The 19,425-nt window shown below is 75.0% G+C and carries 5 protein-coding genes (1 of these 5 only partly in view); 2 read left to right on the forward strand and 3 right to left on the reverse strand.

What is annotated here, in order from left to right; translation table 11 throughout:
• Positions 1-4,461 carry the 3' portion of an SDR family NAD(P)-dependent oxidoreductase gene (locus AB8O64_RS32585; RefSeq protein ID WP_370423218.1) on the forward strand. It extends 2,493 nt beyond the left edge of the window, so 4,461 of the gene's 6,954 nt are visible here — the last part of the coding sequence; its start codon lies off the left edge, out of view; its stop codon occupies positions 4,459-4,461.
• On the forward strand, positions 4,458-13,721 hold the full coding sequence (locus tag AB8O64_RS32590; protein WP_370423220.1) for an SDR family NAD(P)-dependent oxidoreductase: 9,264 nt from the start codon (positions 4,458-4,460) through the stop codon (positions 13,719-13,721). The genes AB8O64_RS32585 and AB8O64_RS32590 overlap by 4 nt, the downstream gene beginning before the upstream one ends.
• 100 nt (positions 13,722-13,821) lie before the next feature.
• On the opposite strand, the gene AB8O64_RS32595 is transcribed toward AB8O64_RS32590, so the two are convergent.
• Genes AB8O64_RS32595 through AB8O64_RS32605 form a run of 3 tightly spaced genes read right to left on the reverse strand, consistent with a single transcriptional unit; the run spans position 13,822 to position 19,134 of the window.
• Complete coding sequence (locus AB8O64_RS32595; RefSeq protein ID WP_370423221.1) at positions 13,822-15,396, reverse strand: class I adenylate-forming enzyme family protein; 1,575 nt, start codon at positions 15,394-15,396, stop codon at positions 13,822-13,824.
• Positions 15,380-17,284, reverse strand: coding sequence for an ABC transporter ATP-binding protein (locus AB8O64_RS32600; protein WP_370423223.1), 1,905 nt, complete (start codon positions 17,282-17,284; stop codon positions 15,380-15,382). The genes AB8O64_RS32595 and AB8O64_RS32600 overlap by 17 nt, the downstream gene beginning before the upstream one ends.
• Complete coding sequence (locus AB8O64_RS32605; protein ID WP_370423225.1) at positions 17,284-19,134, reverse strand: ABC transporter ATP-binding protein; 1,851 nt, start codon at positions 19,132-19,134, stop codon at positions 17,284-17,286. Before AB8O64_RS32605 ends, AB8O64_RS32600 begins: the two co-directional genes overlap by 1 nt.
• Positions 19,135-19,425 lie beyond the last annotated feature (291 nt).

The raw sequence follows: 19,425 nt of genomic DNA on the forward strand, positions 1-19,425 counted from the left end.
GACGAGTTCTGGGCGAACCTGCGTGACGGCCGCGACTGCATCACCGAGGTGCCCGCCGACCGCTGGGACCACGACGCGATCCACACCGACACCAAGGGCGTCCCCGGCCGTTCCTACGGCCGGTGGGGCGGATTCGTCGACGGCATCGACGAGTTCGACGCCGCGTTCTTCCACATCTCGCCCAACGAGGCCGCGGTGCTCGACCCCCAGGAGCGGCTGTTCCTCCAGGAGGCGTGGCACGCCTTCGAGGAGGCGGGACACGCGCCCTCGGCCTGGCGCGGACGCGCCGTCGGGGTGTTCGCGGGCGTGATGTACAACCAGTACCAACTGCACGGCGTGCGCGAGGAGGCCGGCTTCGTCCCCTCCTCCTTCAGCGCGTCCATAGCCAACCGTGTCTCCTTCTTCCTCGACCTGAAGGGGCCGAGCATCGCGCTCGACACCATGTGCTCGTCGTCGCTGACGGCGCTGCACCTCGCCGTCGAGGCGATCCGGCGCGGGGAGTGCGAGGCGGCGCTGGCGGGAGGCGTCAATCTGCACGTCCACCCCAACAAGTACCTGCTGCTCAGCCAGTCGTCCTTCCTCTCCACCGACGGCCGCTGCCGGGCCTTCGGCGAGGGCGGCGACGGCTACGTGCCCGGGGAGGGCGTCGGCGTGGTGCTGCTGCGACCGCTGCGCGACGCGCTGCGCGACGGCGACCACGTGCACGCCGTCATCCGCGGCACGGTGCTCAACCACGGCGGCCACACCGGTGGCTTCTCCGTGCCCAACCCGGCCTCGCAGGCCGCACTCGTCGAGAACTCGCTGGCGGGCGCGGGCGTCGACCCGGCCGGCCTCGGCTACCTCGAGGCGCACGGCACCGGCACCAGCCTGGGCGACCCGATCGAGATCGCGGCCCTGGAGCGGGCCTTCGACGCCGCCGGGGCCGGCCGGGGCCCGTGGCCCATCGGCTCCGTCAAGTCGAACATCGGCCACCTGGAGTCGGCGGCGGGCATCGCCGCCCTCACCAAGGTCGTGCTGCAGATGCGCCACCGGGAACTGGTGCCGTCCCTGCACGCCGAGACCCTCAACCCCGGTGTCGACTGGGCCGCCTCGCGGTTCCGCGTGCAGCGCGCCACCGAACCCTGGACAGCGCCCGACGGCACGCCGCGGACCGCGGCGATCAGCTCCTTCGGCGCCGGCGGCGCCAACGCGCACGTGGTGCTGACCGAGCACCCCACCTCTGACGCCGCCCCGGAGACGGCGCGGCCCCGGCTGTTCGTGCTCTCGGCCAAGGACGCCACCCGGCTGGACGAGACGGTCACGGCCCTGCTCGCCCACCTGGAGCGGGCCGACGGCGCGGAGGCCGGCGCCGACGTCCCCGCCGCCCTGGCGGAGATCCTGACCGAGGTCGTGGGCTTCCCGGCCGACCCGCGCGAACCGCTGGCCGAACTCGGCCTGGACTACCCGCGGCTGGCCGAGCTCGCCCACCGTATCGAGGAGACCTTCGGCGTCCGGCTGCCCGTCGACGGGGGCACCACCCCGGCCGGACTGGCGGCCGGGCTCGCCGCGGCGGCCCCGCCCGTCGATCCGGCGGCCCTCGCCTTCACGCTCTGGGCCGGACGCGACCACCTCGACGAGCGGCTCGCCGTCGTCGCCACCACCACCGCCGAGTTCGCCGAGGCCCTGCGCACCGGGACCGGCTGCCACCGCGGCCGGCGGCGGCGCTCCGCCGCATCGGTCTCCGGGGACGACCTGCAGGCCCTGGCCCGGGCCTGGGTCGAGGGCGCGGACATCACCGTCCCGTCACCCGACCGCCCGCGCCGGCTCTCGCTGCCCGGCTACCCGTTCGCCCGCGAACGGCACTGGATCGAGACCGCCCCGGCCCCCCGGGCCGTCCTGCCCGCGCCGGCCGGGGCCACTGCCCCCACCGAGCCGGTCGCGCCCGCCGCACTGGCCGAACTGGTCGAGCTGCCCGACCGGCACGTCTTCAGCACCCGGATCTCCACGGCCGACCGGCCCTGGCTGGCCGACCACACCGTGGACAACGCCGTGCTCGTCCCCGGGACGTACTTCGTCGACCTGGCCCTGCACGCCGGAGCACGACTGGGCTGCCCCAAGGTCGCCGAGCTCGTGACCCACACCCCGCTGCCGTCGGGCGACGCGGACGTACGTCTTGTCGTCGGCCCGCCCTCGGCGGACGGGCGGCGGGACTTCGAGCTGCACGCCCGCCCCGCGGGTGCCGACTGGGCCGCCCATGTGACGGGCACCCTCGCCCCCGCCCCCGACGACGCCCCGAGCACGCCGCCCCTCCCCAAGGACGCCGAGGAGGTGGACGTCACCCGGCTCTACGAGACGCTGTCCGGATACGGACCCGCCTTCCAGGGCCTGCGCCGCGCCTGGCGCACCGCCGACGCGGTCTACGCCGACGTGGTCGTACCCGACGGGGACGCCGGGTTGCACGGTCTGCACCCGGTGCTGCTCGACGCCGCCCTGCACACCGTGGCCCTCGCCTCGAAGCTCGACGGCGACCGTCCCTACCTGCCCTTCGCCTGGTCCGGAGTGCGCCTCCACGCGGCCGGCGCGACCGCCGCCCGGGTCCGGGTCGTCCACCTTCGCGACGACGTGGTCGAGGTCCGGCTCACGGACCGTGCCGGTGCTCCCGTGGCGTCCGTCGACTCGGTCGTCCTGCGCCGGGCCGGCACCCCCGCCGACCCGCTCCACCACATCGAGTGGGTGCCCGTCGAGACCCCGGAGGCCGACGCGCACGCCCGCTACGCGGTGCTCGGCCCGGACCCGGACGGGATCGGCGCCGCCCTGGCCGCGACCGGGGCCGAGGTGCTCCGGGCACCGGAGCCGTCCGCACTGGTGGACGTGCCGCCGGTCGTCGTCCTGCCCGTCGTCTCCGACGGACCGACGGCCGACGCCGCCCGCGCGCTCACCACCCGGGTGCTCGGCCTGCTCCAGGAGTGGCTGGCCGACGAGCGGTACGCGGCCTCCCGGCTCGTCCTTCTCACCACCGCCCCCGACCCGGCCACCGCCGCGGCGTGGGGCCTGGTGGGCTCCGCCCAGTCCGAACACCCCGGACGATTCACCCTCGTCGAGGCGGACGGCCTTGCCGCGCTGCCCCGCGCGCTGGGCTCCGACGAACCGAGGCTGGCGCTGCGTGACGGGCGGGTGCTGGGCGCCCGTCTGGTCCGCACACCGGCCGCCGCGTCCCCGGGCGAGCCGCGCCGACCCGGCACGGTCCTCGTCACCGGCGCGAGCGGTGCCCTCGCCGGGCCCGTGGTCCGCCACCTCGTGGAGCGGCACGGCGTGCGCGACGTGCTGCTGGTCAGCCGCAGCGGCCGGCGCCCGGCGGACCTGGCCGGGCTGGACGCCCGCATCGAGACCGCCGCGTGCGACGTGGCCGATCGTGCGGCCCTCGCCGCCCTGCTGGCCGACCGGACGGTGACGATGGCGGTGCACGCCGCGGGCGTCCTCGACGACGGGGTCGTCACCGCCCTCGACGCCGAGCGCGTCGAGCGTGTGCTGCGGCCCAAGGTCGACGGCGCGACGAACCTGCACGAACTGCTGCCGGACGCCGAACTGGTGCTGTTCTCCTCGGTGGCGGGCGTGCTGGGCGGCCCCGGCCAGGGCAACTACGCCGCGGCCAACGCCTTCCTCGACGCTCTCGCCCGGCAGCGCGCCGGGACCGGCCGGCGGGCCGTCTCGGTGGCCTGGGGACCGTGGGCGACCGAGGACGGCATGGTCGCCGACCGCGACCGGCTCGCCCGCGGCGGCGTCGAGCCGCTGCCGACCGACGCCGCCCTGCGGCTGCTCGACGCCGCCCTCGCCGGAGGACACCCGGAGGTCACCGCCGTGCGACTCGGCACCGGCCGGGCCGCCGTCGTGCCGCACCTCCTGCGCGGCCTCCTCACGTCGGAGCCGGCCGACGCGCCCGCCGTCGACCCGGGCCTCACGGGCCTTCGCCCCGACGAGCGGCGGGCCAGGCTGTCCGCGCTGGTCCGGGGTCAGGCCGCGGCCGTGCTCGGCTACTCGGGCGCCGCCGCGATCGAATCCGACCGGTCGTTCCAGGAGCTCGGCTTCGACTCGCTGAGCTCCATCGAGTTCCGCAACCGGCTCGGCGCGGCCCTGGGGCTGTCCCTGGAGGCCACGCTCGTGTTCGACCACCCCACCCCGGCCGACCTGGTCGACCACCTCGACGAGCGGTTCGCCGGCGCGTCGGGGGCGGACGACCCGCCGACCCTGTCCGAGGCCTTCGACCGCCTCGCCGCCGCGCTCACCGCGGCGGAGGAGGACATGGACGACACGGCCCGGGACCGCGCCGTGGAACGGGTCCGCGGCCTGCTCGACCGCCTGGCGCCGCGCACCGCGCCGGGCACCCTCACCACCTACGAGACCGCGACCGACGACGAGGTCTTCGCTTTGATCGACGCTGAGCTCGGCACCCCGCTGCCGGGACTGGAGGACCGCAACCGATGACCAACGAGGACAAGCTCCGCGACTACCTGCGGCGGGTCACCGCGGAACTCCAGACGGCACGGCAGAGGCTGCGCGACGTCGAGGAGCGCTCCGCCGAGCCCATCGCGATCGTCGGCATGGCCTGCCACTACCCCGGCGGCGTCGAATCGCCCGAGGACCTCTGGTCCCTGGTCGCCGAGGGCCGCGACGGGATCACACCGTCCCCGGCCGACCGCGGCTGGGACCTGGACGCGCTCTACCACCCCGACCCCGACCACCCGGGCACGACCACCGTCCGCGAGGGCGGCTTCCTGCACGGCGCGGCCTCCTTCGACGCGGGATTCTTCGGCATCTCGCCGAAGGAAGCCCTCCACACCGACCCCCAGCAGCGGCTGATCCTCCAGACCTCCTGGGAAGCCGTCGAGCGGGCGGGCCTGGACCCGACCGCGCTGCGCGAGAGCCGCACCGGTGTGTTCACCGGCGTGATGCACCACGACTACCCCGGCGCCCAGGGCGCGGGCAGCGTCGTCTCCGGGCGGGTGGCCTACCAGCTCGGCCTGCGCGGCCCCGCCATCACGGTGGACACCGCCTGTTCGTCGTCGCTGGTCGCCCTGCACCTGGCCGTGCGGTCACTGCGCCGCGGCGAGTGCGAGATGGCCCTCGTCGGCGGTGCGACGGTGATGGCCACCCCCACCGGCTTCATCGAATTCAGCCGCCAGCGGGGCCTCGCCCCCGACGGCCGGTGCAAGCCCTTCGCTGCCGCCGCCGACGGCACCGCCTGGTCCGAGGGCGTGGGCGTGCTCGTCGTCGAGCGCCTCTCGGCGGCGGTGGCCGCCGGCCACCGGGTGCTGGCGGTCGTCCGCGGCACCGCCGTCAACTCCGACGGCGCCAGCAACGGCCTCACCGCACCCAACGGCCCCGCCCAACAGCGCGTCATCCGGGAGGCCCTGGCCGACGCCGGTCTCACCCCCGAGCAGGTCGACGCGGTGGAGGCGCACGGCACCGGCACCCCGCTCGGCGACCCCGTCGAGGCACAGGCCGTGCTCGCCGTGTACGGCAAGCAGCGGAAGAAGCCGCTGCGCCTGGGATCGGTCAAGGGCAACCTCGGGCACACCCAGGCCGCCGCGGGCGTCGCCGGGATCATCAAGACCGTCATGGCCATGCGGCACGGCGTGCTGCCCCGCACACCGCACCTCGACGCCCCGACCCCGTACGTGGACTGGTCGGCGGGCGCCGTGGAGCTCCTGGCCGACGACGTGCCGTGGCCCGCCGGCGACGACCTCCGGCGCGCCGCCGTGTCCTCGTTCGGCGTCAGCGGCACCAACGCCCACGTGGTCCTGGAGGAGCCGCCCGTATACGAGGACGGGGGCGAGGCCGAGGACGCCGCGCCCCACGCGACCGGGCCGTGGGCCTGGCCCCTGTCCGGCCGTTCGGCCGCCGGGCTGCACGCCCAGGCCGCGGCCCTCGCCGGCTTCCTGGCCGACCACCCCGAACAGCACCCCCGCGACGTGGGCTTCTCGCTGGCCACCACCCGCGCCGCGCACGAACACCGCGCGGTCGTCCTCGGCACCGACCGGGACGAGCTCCTCGCGGCCCTGACCGAGCTCGCCGCGGGCCGCCCGTCGCCCGCCGTGGTGGAGGGCACCACCGGCCCCTCGGGCCCGGTGGCCTTCCTCTTCCCCGGCCAGGGCTCGCAGTGGCGGGACATGGCCGTGCGCCTGCTCGACACCAACGAGGTGTTCCGCGCGCGGATAGCCGAGTGCGAGGCCGCACTCGCCCCCCACGTCGACTTCGAGCTGACGGCCGTCCTGCGCGGCGAGGGCGACCTCGACCGCGTCGACGTCGTCCAGCCCGCCCTGTTCGCCGTCATGGTCGCCCTCGCCGAGGTGTGGCGCTCGCTCGGCGTCCGGCCCGCCGCCGTCGTCGGCCACAGCCAGGGCGAGATAGCCGCCGCCTGCGTGGCCGGGGCCCTGACCGTCGAGGACGCCGCCCGCGTCGTCGCCCTGCGCAGCCGGGCCCTGACGGCCATCGCCGGCCGCGGCGGCATGATGTCCCTCGCCCTGCCGGCCGACGAGGCCCGCGACCGGCTGCGCCGCTGGGACGGCCGGCTGTCGCTGGCCGCCGTCAACGGGGCGTCCTCGGTGGTCGTCTCGGGCGACACCGACGCCCTCGACGAACTCCTCGCCGCCTGCGAGGCGGACGGCGTGCGGGCCCGGCGCGTCGACGTCGACTACGCGTCGCACAGCGCCCACGTCGAAGCCGTCCGCGAGCAGGTGCTGGAAGCCCTTGCCCCGGTGCGCCCGCGCGCCCCCGAGGTCCCCTTCTTCTCCTCCGTGGAAGGCCGCTGGATCGACGGCGCCGACGCCTTCGACGCCGACTACTGGTACCGCAACCTGCGCGAGACGGTCCGCTTCGACGAAGCCGTCACCGCCCTCGTCGAGCGCGGCTGCGCCACCCTGCTGGAAGTCAGCCCGCACCCCGTCGTCACCAACGGCGCACAGGAGACCGTCGACGCCCTCGGCACCGACACCGCGGTCGCCCACACGCTGCGCCGGGACGAGGGCGGACCGGAACAGCTGCTCCTCGCCCTCGCCCAGCTGCACGTCAAGGGCGTGCGCCCCGACTGGTCCGCCGTCTGGCCCGGCGCCCGCCACGTCGAGCTGCCCACCACCGCGTTCGTCACCGAGCCGTACTGGCTGCGCACCACCGCCGGCACCGGCGACGCGACCGCGCTGGGCCTCGACAACGTCGACCACCCCGTCCTGCGGGCCGCCCTGTCCGGGGCCGAGCAGGTGGTGCTGACCGGTCGGCTGACCCTCGCCGACCAGCCCTGGCTCGCCGACCACACCGTGGAGGGACACGTCGTCGTGCCCGGCGCGGCGCTGGCGGAGCTGGTGTCCAGGGCGGGCGACGAGGTCGGCTGCGCCGCCGTCGACCAGCTCACCCTGCTCACCCCCGTCGTCCTGCCCGACGACGCCGACGTCCGGCTGCGCATCGACATCACCGGCGAGGACCGCGGCGGCTCCCGCGGACTGACCCTGCACGCCCGGACCGGGTCCGGGCACTGGACCACGCACGCCACCGCCGTCCTGCTGCCCACCGGCGACGAACCTCCGGCGGCGCCCGCCGTCTGGCCGCCGTCCGACGCGGAACCGCTCGACGTCGAGGCGCTGTACGCCCGGCTGGACGAGGCGGGGCTGGCCTACGGCCCGGCCTTCCGCGGCGTACGGGCGCTGTGGCGGGGCCGGGGCGGTGACCTGTTCGCCGAGGTCGCACTCCCCGGCGCCGACGGGGCCGACGGCTTCACCCTCCACCCGGCCCTGCTCGACGCGTGCCTGCACCCGGTGGCACTCGGCGGCTTCCTCACCCAGGAACACGGCCGTCCCTCGCTGCCCTTCGAGTGGCAGGGCCTGCGCGTGCACGCCGTCGGCGCGGACACCGTCCGCGTCACGCTCTCCGCCGCCGGACCCGACGCCGTCCGCCTCGCCCTCACCGACCCCTCCGGGGCACCGGTCGCGTCGGTGGACACGCTGGTGCTCCGCGAGCTCCCGGCGGGCGCACTCAACCGGCCCGACCGCGGTGACCTCCTGCGCCCCGAGCAGGTGACCCGCCCCCTGCCCGACGCGACGGGCGACCACGAGGACTACGCCGTCCGCGACGCGGACCTCGCCCGGCTGCTCAAGAAGCGACCCTCCCAGGACGCCGCCCGGTTCGTGCTGGTCCCGGCGCCCACCGGCGACCCCGCCGACGCCGTGCGCGACGCACTGCGCCTCGTCCACGACTGGGTGGCCGACGACCGGAACGGCGAGGCCCCCCAGGAGGCCGGGCACCCGGCCCCGACGCTCGTCGTGGTCACCCGCCGCGTCCACGACGACGTGGCGGAAGCCGCCGTCGCGGGCCTCGTGCGGTCCGCCCAGCTCGAACACCCCGACCGTTTCCTGCTGCTCGACCTGGCCGACGACGAGGACGCCACCCTCGCCGCGGTCCCCGCCGCACTGGCCGCCGGCGAACCGCAGATCACCCTCGCGTCGGGCGCCGCGAGCGTGCCGCGACTGGTCCGCGCCGCCCCCGCCACGGGCGAGGCGGCGGACCTCGGCACGACCCTCGTGACCGGGGCGTCCGGGACGCTCGGCCGACTCGTCGCCCTGCACCTCGTGCACACCCGCGGCGTTCGGGAGCTGGTCCTGGCCAGCCGGCGCGGGGAACAGGCACCCGGCATGACCGAACTCGCCGAGGAGCTGACCGAGGCCGGTGCGACCGTACGGGTCGTCGCGTGCGACGTCGCCGACCGCGCCGCGCTGGCGGAGCTGGTCGAGGGGGCCGGCTTCACGACCGTCGTGCACGCCGCCGGCGCGCTGGACGACGGCCTGGTGACCGACCTGACACCGCAGCGCCTCCCGCGCGTGCTGGAGCCCAAGCTCGACGCCGCACGCCACCTGCACGAACTGCTGCCCGAGGCACGGCTGGTGCTGTTCTCCTCCGCCGTGGGCGTCCTCGGCGGACTCGGACAGGCCAACTACGCCGCGGCCAACGCCGGACTCGACGCCCTGGCCCGGCTGCGCCACGCCCAGGGGCTGCCCGGTGTGTCGCTGGCCTGGGGCCTGTGGGACGCCACCAGTGACATGACGGAGGGCGTCGACCGCGCCCGCTTCGGCCGCTCCGGCTTCCTGCCGCTGCCGACCGCCGACGCGCTGGCCGCGCTCGACGCCGCCCTCGCCTCCGACGAGCCGGTGCTCGCCCCCATCCGGCTCGACACGGCCGCCCTGCGGGCCCAGGGCGAGGCCGTGCCCGTCCCGCTCCGCGACCTGCTCGGCACGCCGGCCCGCCGCACCGCCACCCCCGGCGGACCGGTCGCCGACTCCGAACTCGCCGGCCGCCTCGCCGGGAAGAGCGGAGCTGACCGGCGGCGCATCCTGCTCGACCTGGTGGTCGGCCACACCGCCGCCGTGCTCGGCCACACCTCACCGGACCTGGTCGACCCCGACCGGGCGTTCAAGGACGCGGGGTTCGGCTCGCTCAGCGCCGTCGAACTGCGCAACCGCCTCGCCGGCGCCACCGGCCTGCGGCTGCCCGCCACCTTGGTGTTCAGCCACCCCAACCCGGCCGCGCTGACACGCCACCTGGACGAGCTGCTCGCGGGGGCCACCCCGGCGGCCCCCGCGACGGCGGCGGCCCCCGGCACCACCGCCGACGCGGACGACCCCGTCGTCCTCGTGGGCATCGGATGCAGGATCCCCGGCGGCGTCCGCTCCCCGGCGGACCTCTGGGACATGCTGGTCGCCGAACGCGACGGCATCTCCCCGTTCCCCGACGACCGCGGCTGGCCGCTGGAGCGCCTCTACGACGCGGACCCCGCGGCCGCGGGCAGCTCCTACGTCCGGCACGGCGGCTTCATGACCGACGCCACCGCCTTCGACGCGGCCTTCTTCGGGGTGTCGCCGCGCGAGGCCCTCGCGATGGACCCGCAGCAGCGGCTCCTGCTGGAAACGGTCTGGGAGGCGTGCGAGGACGCCGGCATCGACCCCGCCACCCTGCGGGGCACCCGGACCGGTGTGTTCGTGGGCGCCATGTACCAGGACTACGGCCGCCTGCTGGAGAACGCCGCCGCCGAGGGCTTCCTCGCCCCCGGTGTCGGCGGCGGCGTGCTGTCCGGCCGGGTGGCGTACACCTACGGGCTGGAGGGGCCGACGGTCACCGTCGACACCGCCTGCTCGTCGTCGCTGACCGCTCTGCACCTCGCCGCCCAGGCGGTACGGGCGGGGGAGTGCGAACTCGCGCTCGCGGGCGGCGTGACGGTGCTCTCCACACCGGTGCCGTTCGTGGAGTTCAGCCGCCAGCGCGGACTGGCCGCCGACGGCCGGTGCAAGCCCTTCGCGGCCGCCGCCGACGGCACCGCGCTGGGTGAGGGCGTCGGCGTGGTGCTCGTCGAACGCCTGTCACGGGCCCGCGCCCTGGGACACGAGGTGCTGGCCGTGCTGCGTGCCAGCGCGCTGAACTCCGACGGCGCGAGCAACGGCCTCACGGCCCCCAACGGCCGGGCCCAGGAGCAGGTGATGCGCGCGGCCCTCGCCGCGGGCGGCCTGCGCCCCACCGACGTGGCCGCCGTCGAGGCACACGGCACGGGCACGGAGCTCGGCGACCCGATCGAGGCCCAGGCCGTCCTCGCGGTCTACGGCCAGGACCGTCCGGCGCCGCTCCGGCTCGGCTCGCTCAAGTCCAACATCGGCCACATCCAGGCGGCGGCCGGCATCGCGGGCGTCATCAAGGCCGTCCTGGCCATCCGGCACGGACTGCTGCCGCGCAGCCTGCACATCGACGAGCCCTCCCCGCACGTCGACTGGAGCACCGGCGACGTCGCCCTGCTGACCTCGGCCGAGCCCTGGCCCGAGCAGCCCGGACCGCGCCGCATGGGCGTGTCCTCGTTCGGCATCAGCGGCACCAACGTGCACGTGGTGATCGAGCAGGCGCCGCCGGTGGCCGCCCCGGAGACGCTGCCCGCCCTGGAAGGCGTGCCGTGGCTGCTGTCGGCACGCTCCGAGGAGGCGCTGCGCGCCCAGGCGCAGCGACTGCTGGAGGCGGACACGTCCGACCCCGCCGCGGTGGCGCGGGCCCTGTCCACCACCCGCTCCGCCCACCGCCACCGGGCCCTCGTGACCGGTTCCGACGAGCCGGGCACGCGGGCGGCCCTGACGGCCCTGGCGGCGAACCGCGCGGCCGACGGCCTGCGGCGGGCGACCGCGAGCAGGCAGCGGCTCGCACTGCTGTTCACCGGTCAGGGCAGCCAACTGCCCGGCATGGGACGGGGGCTGTACGAGACGTTCCCCCGCTACGCGGAAGCCTTCGACGAGGTGGCCGCGCACTTCGACCTGGAAACGGGGCTGCGGGAGGTGGTGTTCGAGCGGGAGGACCTGCTGGACCGCACCGAGTACACCCAGCCGGCGCTGTTCGCCCTCCAGGTCGCCCAGTTCGGGCTGCTGTCGTCCTGGGGCGTCGTGCCCGAGGCCCTCATCGGCCACTCCATCGGTGAGCTGTCGGCGGCCTGCGTCTCCGGCCTGCTGCCCCTCGCCGACGCCGCCGCGCTGGTGGCCGCGCGCGGCCGCGCCCTGGGCGCGCTGCCCGCCGGGGGAGCGATGGTGTCGGTACGGGCGACGGAGGAGGACGTGCTCGCCGTACTGGACGGCCGTGCCGGCCAGGTGGAGATCGCGGCCGTCAACGGCCCCCGGGCGGTCGTCCTGTCCGGGGACGAGGAGGCCGTGCTGGCGGCGGCCCAGGAGCTGGCGGACCGTGGCCATCGGACCCGCCGGCTGCGCGTGGACGTCGCGTTCCACTCGCCGCACGTCGAGCCGGCGCTCGCCGGCTTCCGGGCGGTCGCGGAGACGATGCGGTTCGGGCAGGCCCGGATCCCGGTGGTCTCCACCGTCCGGACCGACCGGGCCATGGACACCCCCGACTACTGGGTGGACCAGCTGCGCGGCTCGGTCCGGTTCGCCGACGCCGTCCGGCAGGCGCACGAGAGCGGAGCCACGGCCTTCCTGGAGGTGGGCCCCGACGCCGTGCTCGCCCCGGCCGCGGAGGCGTGCCTGCCGGACACCACGGTCCGCCCCGTCGCCCTGCTGCGGCGCGGCCGCGACGACGTCCGTGCCGCGACCGAAGCCCTGGGGCTCCTGCACACCCACGGCGTGGACGTCGACTGGAGGGCCGTCCACGCGGGCAGGCCGGCGAGCCGGGTGCCGCTGCCGACGTACGCCTTCGGCGGCCGTCGTTACTGGCCCGAACCGGCCGTCCCGCAGCAGCCCGAGCCCGAGCCCGCGCCCGCGGTGCCCGCGGCCACGACGGACACCACGCTCGATCCGTTCTGGTCGGCCGTCGACGGCGCCGACGTCACCACCGCCCTCGGCCTGCTGGACCTGCGGGGCGACGAGACGCCGGCGCAGGTGCTCGCGGCCCTCGGCCGTCTGCGGTTCGGTGTGACCGCCCCGGTCATGGAGCGGGCGCGGTGGACGCCGGTGCCGGACGCGTCCGCGCCGGTCCTCGCGCACGACGTGCTGCTGCTCGCCCCCGAGGGGGGTGACGACGACCTGGCCGACGCGATCGCCGGTGTCCTGGTCCGGCACGGTGCCCGCGTCCGGTCGGGCGGCGTCGGGCGGCCCGACCTCGTGGTCGCGCTGCCCGGCGCCGAACCCGTCGCCGAGCCCGGTGTGCCCCGTTGGGTGCTCACCGACGGCGGCACGGTGCCCGAGGGCGACCACGTCGTGACCCTGCCGCGGGGCATCGACGCCCGCGTCCGGGCCCGGCTCTGCGCGGCCATCGCCGACGGGCACCGGGAGACGCTGATCCAGACGGACGGCAGGTTCGTGCGCGAGTACGAAACGGTCGTCCCGGACGGTCAGTGGCGGCCCCAGGGCGACGTCCTGGTGGCCGGCCCTTCGGACGCGCTGACCGAGGCGACGGTCGACGCCGTACTGCGGGCCGGTGCCCGCTGTCTGGTGGCCGGCGGGGTGACCTGCCCGCCCGGCGCCGTCAAGTTCGGTGGCGCCGAGGGCCCGGTGCGGCTCACGGCGGCGATCGTCCGGGCCGGAACCGGATTCGACGACGTGGAAGCGCCTTTGGTGACCGTCGTGTCCGTGGGCGACCGCGTGGACGCGACCTTGCGGGCGGCGGCCGGGGACGGCCGTGCCGCGCGGGTCGTGGCGGTCGACCCCGGCCTCGACCCCCGTGCCGCCGTACTCGGACTGTGCCGGGCCATGGCCACCGACGAGCCGGCCGTGCGACTCCTCGCGCCGACCGTTGCTCCGACCGCTGCGCCGGACACCCCGGCGCCGCCGGTTGTCGCCGGAGCGCCGGAGACGGCACCGCCCGTCGCGGAGCCCGACACCGCGCAACCGGCCCCCGTGGCCGAGCCGTCGGCCGAGTCGTCGGCCGAAGCAGAGCCGGCGGACGACCGGCCGGACGCAGGACCCGAGGCGAAGGACCTGAACAGCCAGGACTCCGAACTGCGGGCGACGCTGGCGGAGCTGCCGCCGGAGCGCTGGGCAGAGGCCGTGCTGGGCGGGGTGCAGACACTCGCCGCGGCCGTGCTCGGATACGAGTCCGCGACCGAGATCGGTGCCGAGGACGAGTTCTTCGACCTCGGTCTGACCTCGGTCGCCGCGCTCGAACTGCGGGACCACCTCGCCACGTTGACCGGTCTGGACTGGGCTGCCGACGTGCTCTACGAGTGCCCGACGCCGCGCGTGCTGACGGACCTCGTCGTCGAGCGGATGACCGAGGAAACGGGGTGAGCCGCACGGGGCCCCGGCCCCGATGACACCCGTGGCCGCTTGTTGCTCCAGGTCACTCTGGAGCAACAAGCGGCCCTTTCGTGCGAGGTGCGAGTCGCCGTCAGTCGCCGACGGCCCCGCCCGTGGTCTCCTTCCGGGCCGCGGCGTCCGCCACCGCCGCCCGCCGGATCTTGCCCAGCGGGCTCTTCGGCAGGGAGGCGACGAACTCGACCCCGCCGGGCACCTGGTGCGGCAGCAGCCGGCCACGGCAGTGGGCCGTGAGTTCGGCCGCGCTCAACGGCGCCCGGGCCACCACGGTGGCCCGTACCCGCTCGCTCACACCGTCGGCGTCCGCTCCGTCCTCCCCCCGTTCGCCCCACACCACCGCCTCGGCGACGGCCGGGTGGGCCAGGAGGACCTCCTCGACCTCGGTGGGGTTGACCTTCTTGCCGCCCACATTGATGAACGAGTCCTTGCGGCCCACCAGATGCAGACGCCCTTCGCTGTCCGTGCGGGCCATGTCACCCGTCACGTACCAGCCGTCACGGAAGGCCTGCCCGGTGGGCCCGGGCCGGTCGAGGTAGTGCGTGAACATCGCGGGGGTGCGCACCCACAGGCTGCCCGTGCCGCCCGGTGGCACGTCCCGGCCCCGCTCGTCGACGAGCCGGATCCGTACGCCGCGCACCGGCCTGCCCACCCCGCGGTCCGCGTCCTCGTCCTCCACGCGCTGCGCGGCGATGATGCCGGCCTCGGTGCTGCCGTAGATCTGCTGGACACGCAGTCCGCAGTGTTCCCGGAAGCGGTCCGCCACGGGGGCCGGCAGTGCGGCGCCCGAGGAGAGACACAGCCGCAGCGAGCCGGGCAGCGGCGGCTGTCCACGGTCGGCGGCGGCCGAGCGGGCCAGCAGATCGCAGGCGAGCGGGGTCGTCACCAGCACCGTGCAGGCCCGCTCGCGCACCGTCCGCAGCAGCTTGGCGGGCACGAAACGGCCCGGCAGCACCAGCTCGGCCCCCGTGAACAGCGCGGTGACCAGACCCGCGACCATGCCGAAGGAGTGCAGCAGGGGCACGGAGGCCAGGACGCGGTCGGCCGCGGTGACGCCGTAGGTGTGCGCGTAGATCTCCCCGCCGTGCACCAGGTCACGCTGGGAGTGCACGGCCGCCTTGGGCTCCCCGGTCGAACCGGAGGTGTACTGGTACAGGAAGGGGACGTCGGGCCCGGCCGTCGTCGGCGGCGCCTCGTCGGGACGCGGCGCCGGTGTGCCGGCCGGTGGTTCCTCGACGGGGAGAAGACCGCCGCCCTGCCACCGGTCGGCGGACGCGGCGCCGGGCAGGCGCAGCGCGCGCAGCTTCGCCTCGTGACCGATGACGGTCAGCGGCCCCAGCTCCCGGCGCAGGGCCAGCAGACGGGCCTCGCCCGTGTCGGGTTCGAGCGGCACCAGGCGCGTCCCGGTGTACGCGGCGGCCAGGAAGGCCACGGCGCACTCCGGGGTGTTCTCGAAGAGCAGGGCCGCCGTGCCGTCCGGGGGCGGGGCGTGGTGGCGCAGCCGCCGCGCGGTGGCCAGGACCGCCTCCCGCAGTGCGCCGAAGGTGAGCGCCTCCTCGCCGGACCGCAGGGCCGTGGCGTCGGGGCGGTCCTCGGCGGCGGCACGCACCAGGTCGGCCAGCGTGCCGGGGACTTCACTTGCTGAACGCATCGACCGCACCCGTCTCTTCGCCGTCCGCCGTCCGTGCCGTTTCCCGGGAGTGCTTCGCTTCCGCCGGATCCGCGAGGGTGCCCACCGGGCCGTCGGCCGGGTCGACGTCGGGCTGTTGGTAGCGGAAGTACCGGTCGTAGAGGCGGCTGTAGGCGCCGTTGCGCCGCAGCAGGGTGGTGTGGTCGCCCTGTTCGATCACGCGCCCGTCGTCGACGACGACGATCCGGTCGGCCTTGCGGACGGTCGGCAGCCGGTGCGCGACGACGATGGTGGTGCGGTCGGCGGCCAGCACGTCCAGGCCCTCCTGGATCTGTGCCTCGGTCAGCGGGTCGATGCTGGCGGTCGCCTCGTCGAGGATGAGCACCGAGGCGTTCTGCAGGAAGACCCGGGCCAGCGCGATGATCTGCCGCTGTCCCGTCGAGAGGTTCCGGCCGCCTTCGTCGGTGGGGGTGTCCAGCCCCTCGGGCAGCTGCTCCAGCCAGTCGCCGCCCGCCACCGCGCGCGCCGCGGCCTCGATCTCCTCGCGGTCCGCGCCCGGTCGGCCGAGGCCGATGTTGTCCGCGACGGTGCCGGAGAAGAGGAACGGCGTCTGGGTGACGACGCCGAGACACCGCCGGTACTGGTCGAGGTCGAGGGTCCGTACGTCCTGGCCGTCGGCCAGCACCCGTCCCCCTTGGAATTCGTAGGCGCGCATGAGCAGGCGTACGACGCTGGACTTGCCCGCGCCGGTGTGTCCGACCAGCGCGACGGTCTCACCCGCGGCGATCTTCAGGCTGACGTCCTTCAGCACGGGCCGGTCGGCGCTGTAGCCGAAGGTGACGTCGCGCAGTTCCAGGTCACCGCGCAGCCGGGGCACGGGCAGCCGCTGCAGCTGCCGCACCGCCGGCTCGCGGTCGATCAGCGCGAAGATGCGCTCTCCGGCGGCGAGGCCCTGCTGCAGCTGGTTCCAGAAGGAGGCGATGCTGGTCAGCGGGGACCAGAAGAGCGCCAACGCCTCCAGGAACAGCACCCATTCACCGGCCGATACGCCGCCCGCCTCCACGGCGTGCCCGCCCACCAGGACCACCGCGACAGTACCCAGCCCGGTCAGGGAGATCAGCAGCGGGAAGACCCCGCTGAAGAGCCGGTTCAAGCGCACACTCGCCCTGAACCACCGTCCGTTGACCTCCCGGAGCCCCGCCTCGGCGGCCTCCTCACCCCGGTAGTTACGTGCCACGGCGATGCCCCGCAGGCTCTCCTGCACATAGCCGTGGACCTCGGCGAGGGCGCGCTGCTGTTGCTGCGACGCGCTGCGTGCCACGCGCCGGAAGCCGAGGCTGACGGCCACGATGACCCCGGCCACGGCCGCGGTCAGCAGCCCCAGCGGAACATTGATCACGAACAGGGCCACCATCAGCAGCAGGATCATCAGCACCTGGCCGAGCAGGCCGAGCACCATGGTGATGAGGGTGGCGAACGACTGGGTGTCGTTGGTGACCCGGCTGACGAGCGCCCCGGTGGGGTGGCTGTCGTAGAACGCCATGTCCTGCCGCGTGGCCGCCCGGAAGGCGTGCTCGCGCAGCTTCAGCACCACATCACCGACCAGGGTGCCGGTGAGGCGCTGCTGGAGGAAGGTGAACAGCCAGGCGACGGAGCCCGTGACGACGATGACCGCCACCAGCAGCGCCACTGTCCCCGTGCCGTCCTCGCCCGCGGCCGAGTCCACGGTACGGGCCACCAGAACGGGCGCGGCACTGCCAGCGACCGCCGCCACGATCACCGCCGCGGTCACGAACGCCACGACCCGGCCCCAGCCCCGGAAGTACGGGACGATGCGGCGCGTCAGTTCACGGTCGCCGTACGCGCGGTCGTAGCCGTCCGGGTCGATGCCATCCAGCAAATGCGCCATCAGGGGGATCCCTCCTCTGCCCGCGCCCCGGCCTCGCCGGTTGCCGCCGGTCCGCTCGCATAGGGCGCGAAGATCCTGCGGTAGAACTCGCAGTCGCGCAGGAGTTGTTCATGACTGCCCTGGCTGATGATCCGGCCCTTGTCGAGCACGAGGATGTGGTCGGCCGCACGGATGCGGGAGAGCCGGGGTGTGATCAGGAAGGTGGTGCGTCCCGCCGAGGCGCGCCGCATCGCCAGCTGCAGTTCGTGCTCGGTGGCGCTGTCGACGGCACTGGTCGCGTCGTCGACGGCGAGGATGCGTGGGTCGGTCACCAGCGCCCGGCCGATGGCCAGCCGCTGGCGCTGACCGCCGGACAGGGTGACGCCACGCTCGCCGACGACGGTGTCGTAGCCGTTCTCGCTCGCCATGATGAAGTCGTGGGCCTGGGCCGTACGGGCCGCGGCCTCCAGCGTGGCGCGGTCGACGTCCGGACCCGCGCCGAAGCTCAGGTTCTCGGCGATGGTCCGGGAGAAGAGCACCACGTCCTGCTCGATCACCGCGATCTGCGAACGCAGCGACGCCTGGTCCCACTCGGCGGCGTCCACCCCGTCGATGAGGACCCGTCCCTCGTCGGGCGCGTAGGTGTGGTTGAGCAGGTGCAGGAGGGTGGACTTGCCGCTGCCCGTGGGCCCGACCAGCGCCACCGTCGCCCCCGGTGCGACCCGGAAGGAGATCCCGCGCAGCACGGGTTTGCCGCTGTCGTATCCGAAGCCGACGTTCTCCATCACGACTTCCCCGGCGATGGGCGCCGCGTGTCCGCCGCCCGGTTCGGCCTCGCCGTCCCGGTCGTTGATGACTTCCAGGATGCGTTGCGCGCCGGACAGGCCGAAGTAGATGAGCCCGATGCTGAACGAGGCCAGCTGGGTGGGGGCGCGCAGGGTCCCCATCAGCCCGAGTACGGCGACGAGTTCACCGATGCTGAGCGAACCGGCGCGCAGCAGGTACACGGAGTGCAGCAGGGCACCCGCCGTGGCCAGGACGAGCAGCAGCGGTGGGAAGGAGAGGGCCTGGGCGTGGGCCTGGCGTACGGCCGCGTCGCGGTAGGCGGCGGCCAGCCGGTCGAAGCGCTCACGCTCCTGGTCGGTGCCGCTCGTCGACTGGACCACTTCGATGCCGGCGATGCTCTCGGTGGCCTGGGCCGTCATCGACCCGAAGTGCTCACGCGTGAGGTCGGAGACCGGCTCCAGCCGCCGGCCGTGCTCGGCCATGGCCAGGGCGAACAGTACGACGAAGATGACGGGCGACAGCAGCAGCCGTGGGTCGACCAGGCCGATGAAGACGACCGGGATCGCGATGTTCAGCGCCAGGTCGACGGCCATGTCGAAGCCGGGCGACACCATGAGGTTCAGCGATTCGGCGTCGCCGGTGGCCCGCGCGGAGAGATCCCCGGTGCGGTGCCGGTTGAAGAAGCGCTGGCTCTTGCGCAGCAGACTGGCGAAGACCCCGGCCCGCGCGTCGCGCTCCAGGCCGCTGGCGAAGGCCTCCAGGGAGTAGGTGGCCGCGATACCGCAGATCCCGCGTACCAGCACCAGGGCCAGCAGGCCCGCGACGACGGCGTGGAAGGTGCCGAAGTCGGCCGGGGCCCCGTTCTCCTTGAGGATCGCGTCGAAGGCCAGTCCGATGACGAGCGGGATGGCCGCCGTCAGCGATTGCCAGATCACACTGCCGAGCAGATGGACGGCGATGTACCAGCGGAAGCGCCGCATCTGCGACAGGAGCCAGCGGCCGACACTGTCGGGGGCGGGCCCGGCGGCGGGCGCCGCCGCCTTGTCGGCCGTGCCCCGCGGGCCCGGGAGGGTATCGGCGGTCATCGGCTCTCCTCGCTCATGATTTCCCGCCGCGCCCGGAAATTCGCCCCGCCGCTCACGGGCCCTGTTCCGGGAATTTCCGGTGCGCCGGTGCGGCATCGACCGGTGCCACCCGCCACACATAAGCGGGCTAATTTTCCGGGGCTTTTTCCGCACGGCGCCCGACGCAGGTCGGGTGCGTCGGTGGCCACTGTTTTATTTTTCGTCATCGAGCCGTCCACGGGTGTTGGAATTCACGGTAGGGCGCGCCGTGGCACGGAAGTTACTGGTTTTTCCGGAAAAACGAAAGCCCGC

The sequence above is a fragment of the Streptomyces sp. QH1-20 genome, from assembly GCF_041283565.1.
Classification (GTDB): Bacteria; Actinomycetota; Actinomycetes; order Streptomycetales; family Streptomycetaceae; genus Streptomyces; species Streptomyces syringius.

Excerpts from the sequence above, each read along its gene's own strand:
- AB8O64_RS32590 (WP_370423220.1), top strand. The coding sequence starts at position 4,458 with ATGACCAACGAGGACAAGCTCCGCGACTACCTGCGGCGGGTCACCGCG.
- AB8O64_RS32595 (WP_370423221.1), bottom strand. The coding sequence starts at position 15,396 with ATGCGTTCAGCAAGTGAAGTCCCCGGCACGCTGGCCGACCTGGTGCGT.
- AB8O64_RS32600 (WP_370423223.1), bottom strand. The coding sequence starts at position 17,284 with ATGGCGCATTTGCTGGATGGCATCGACCCGGACGGCTACGACCGCGCG.
- AB8O64_RS32605 (WP_370423225.1), bottom strand. The coding sequence starts at position 19,134 with ATGACCGCCGATACCCTCCCGGGCCCGCGGGGCACGGCCGACAAGGCG.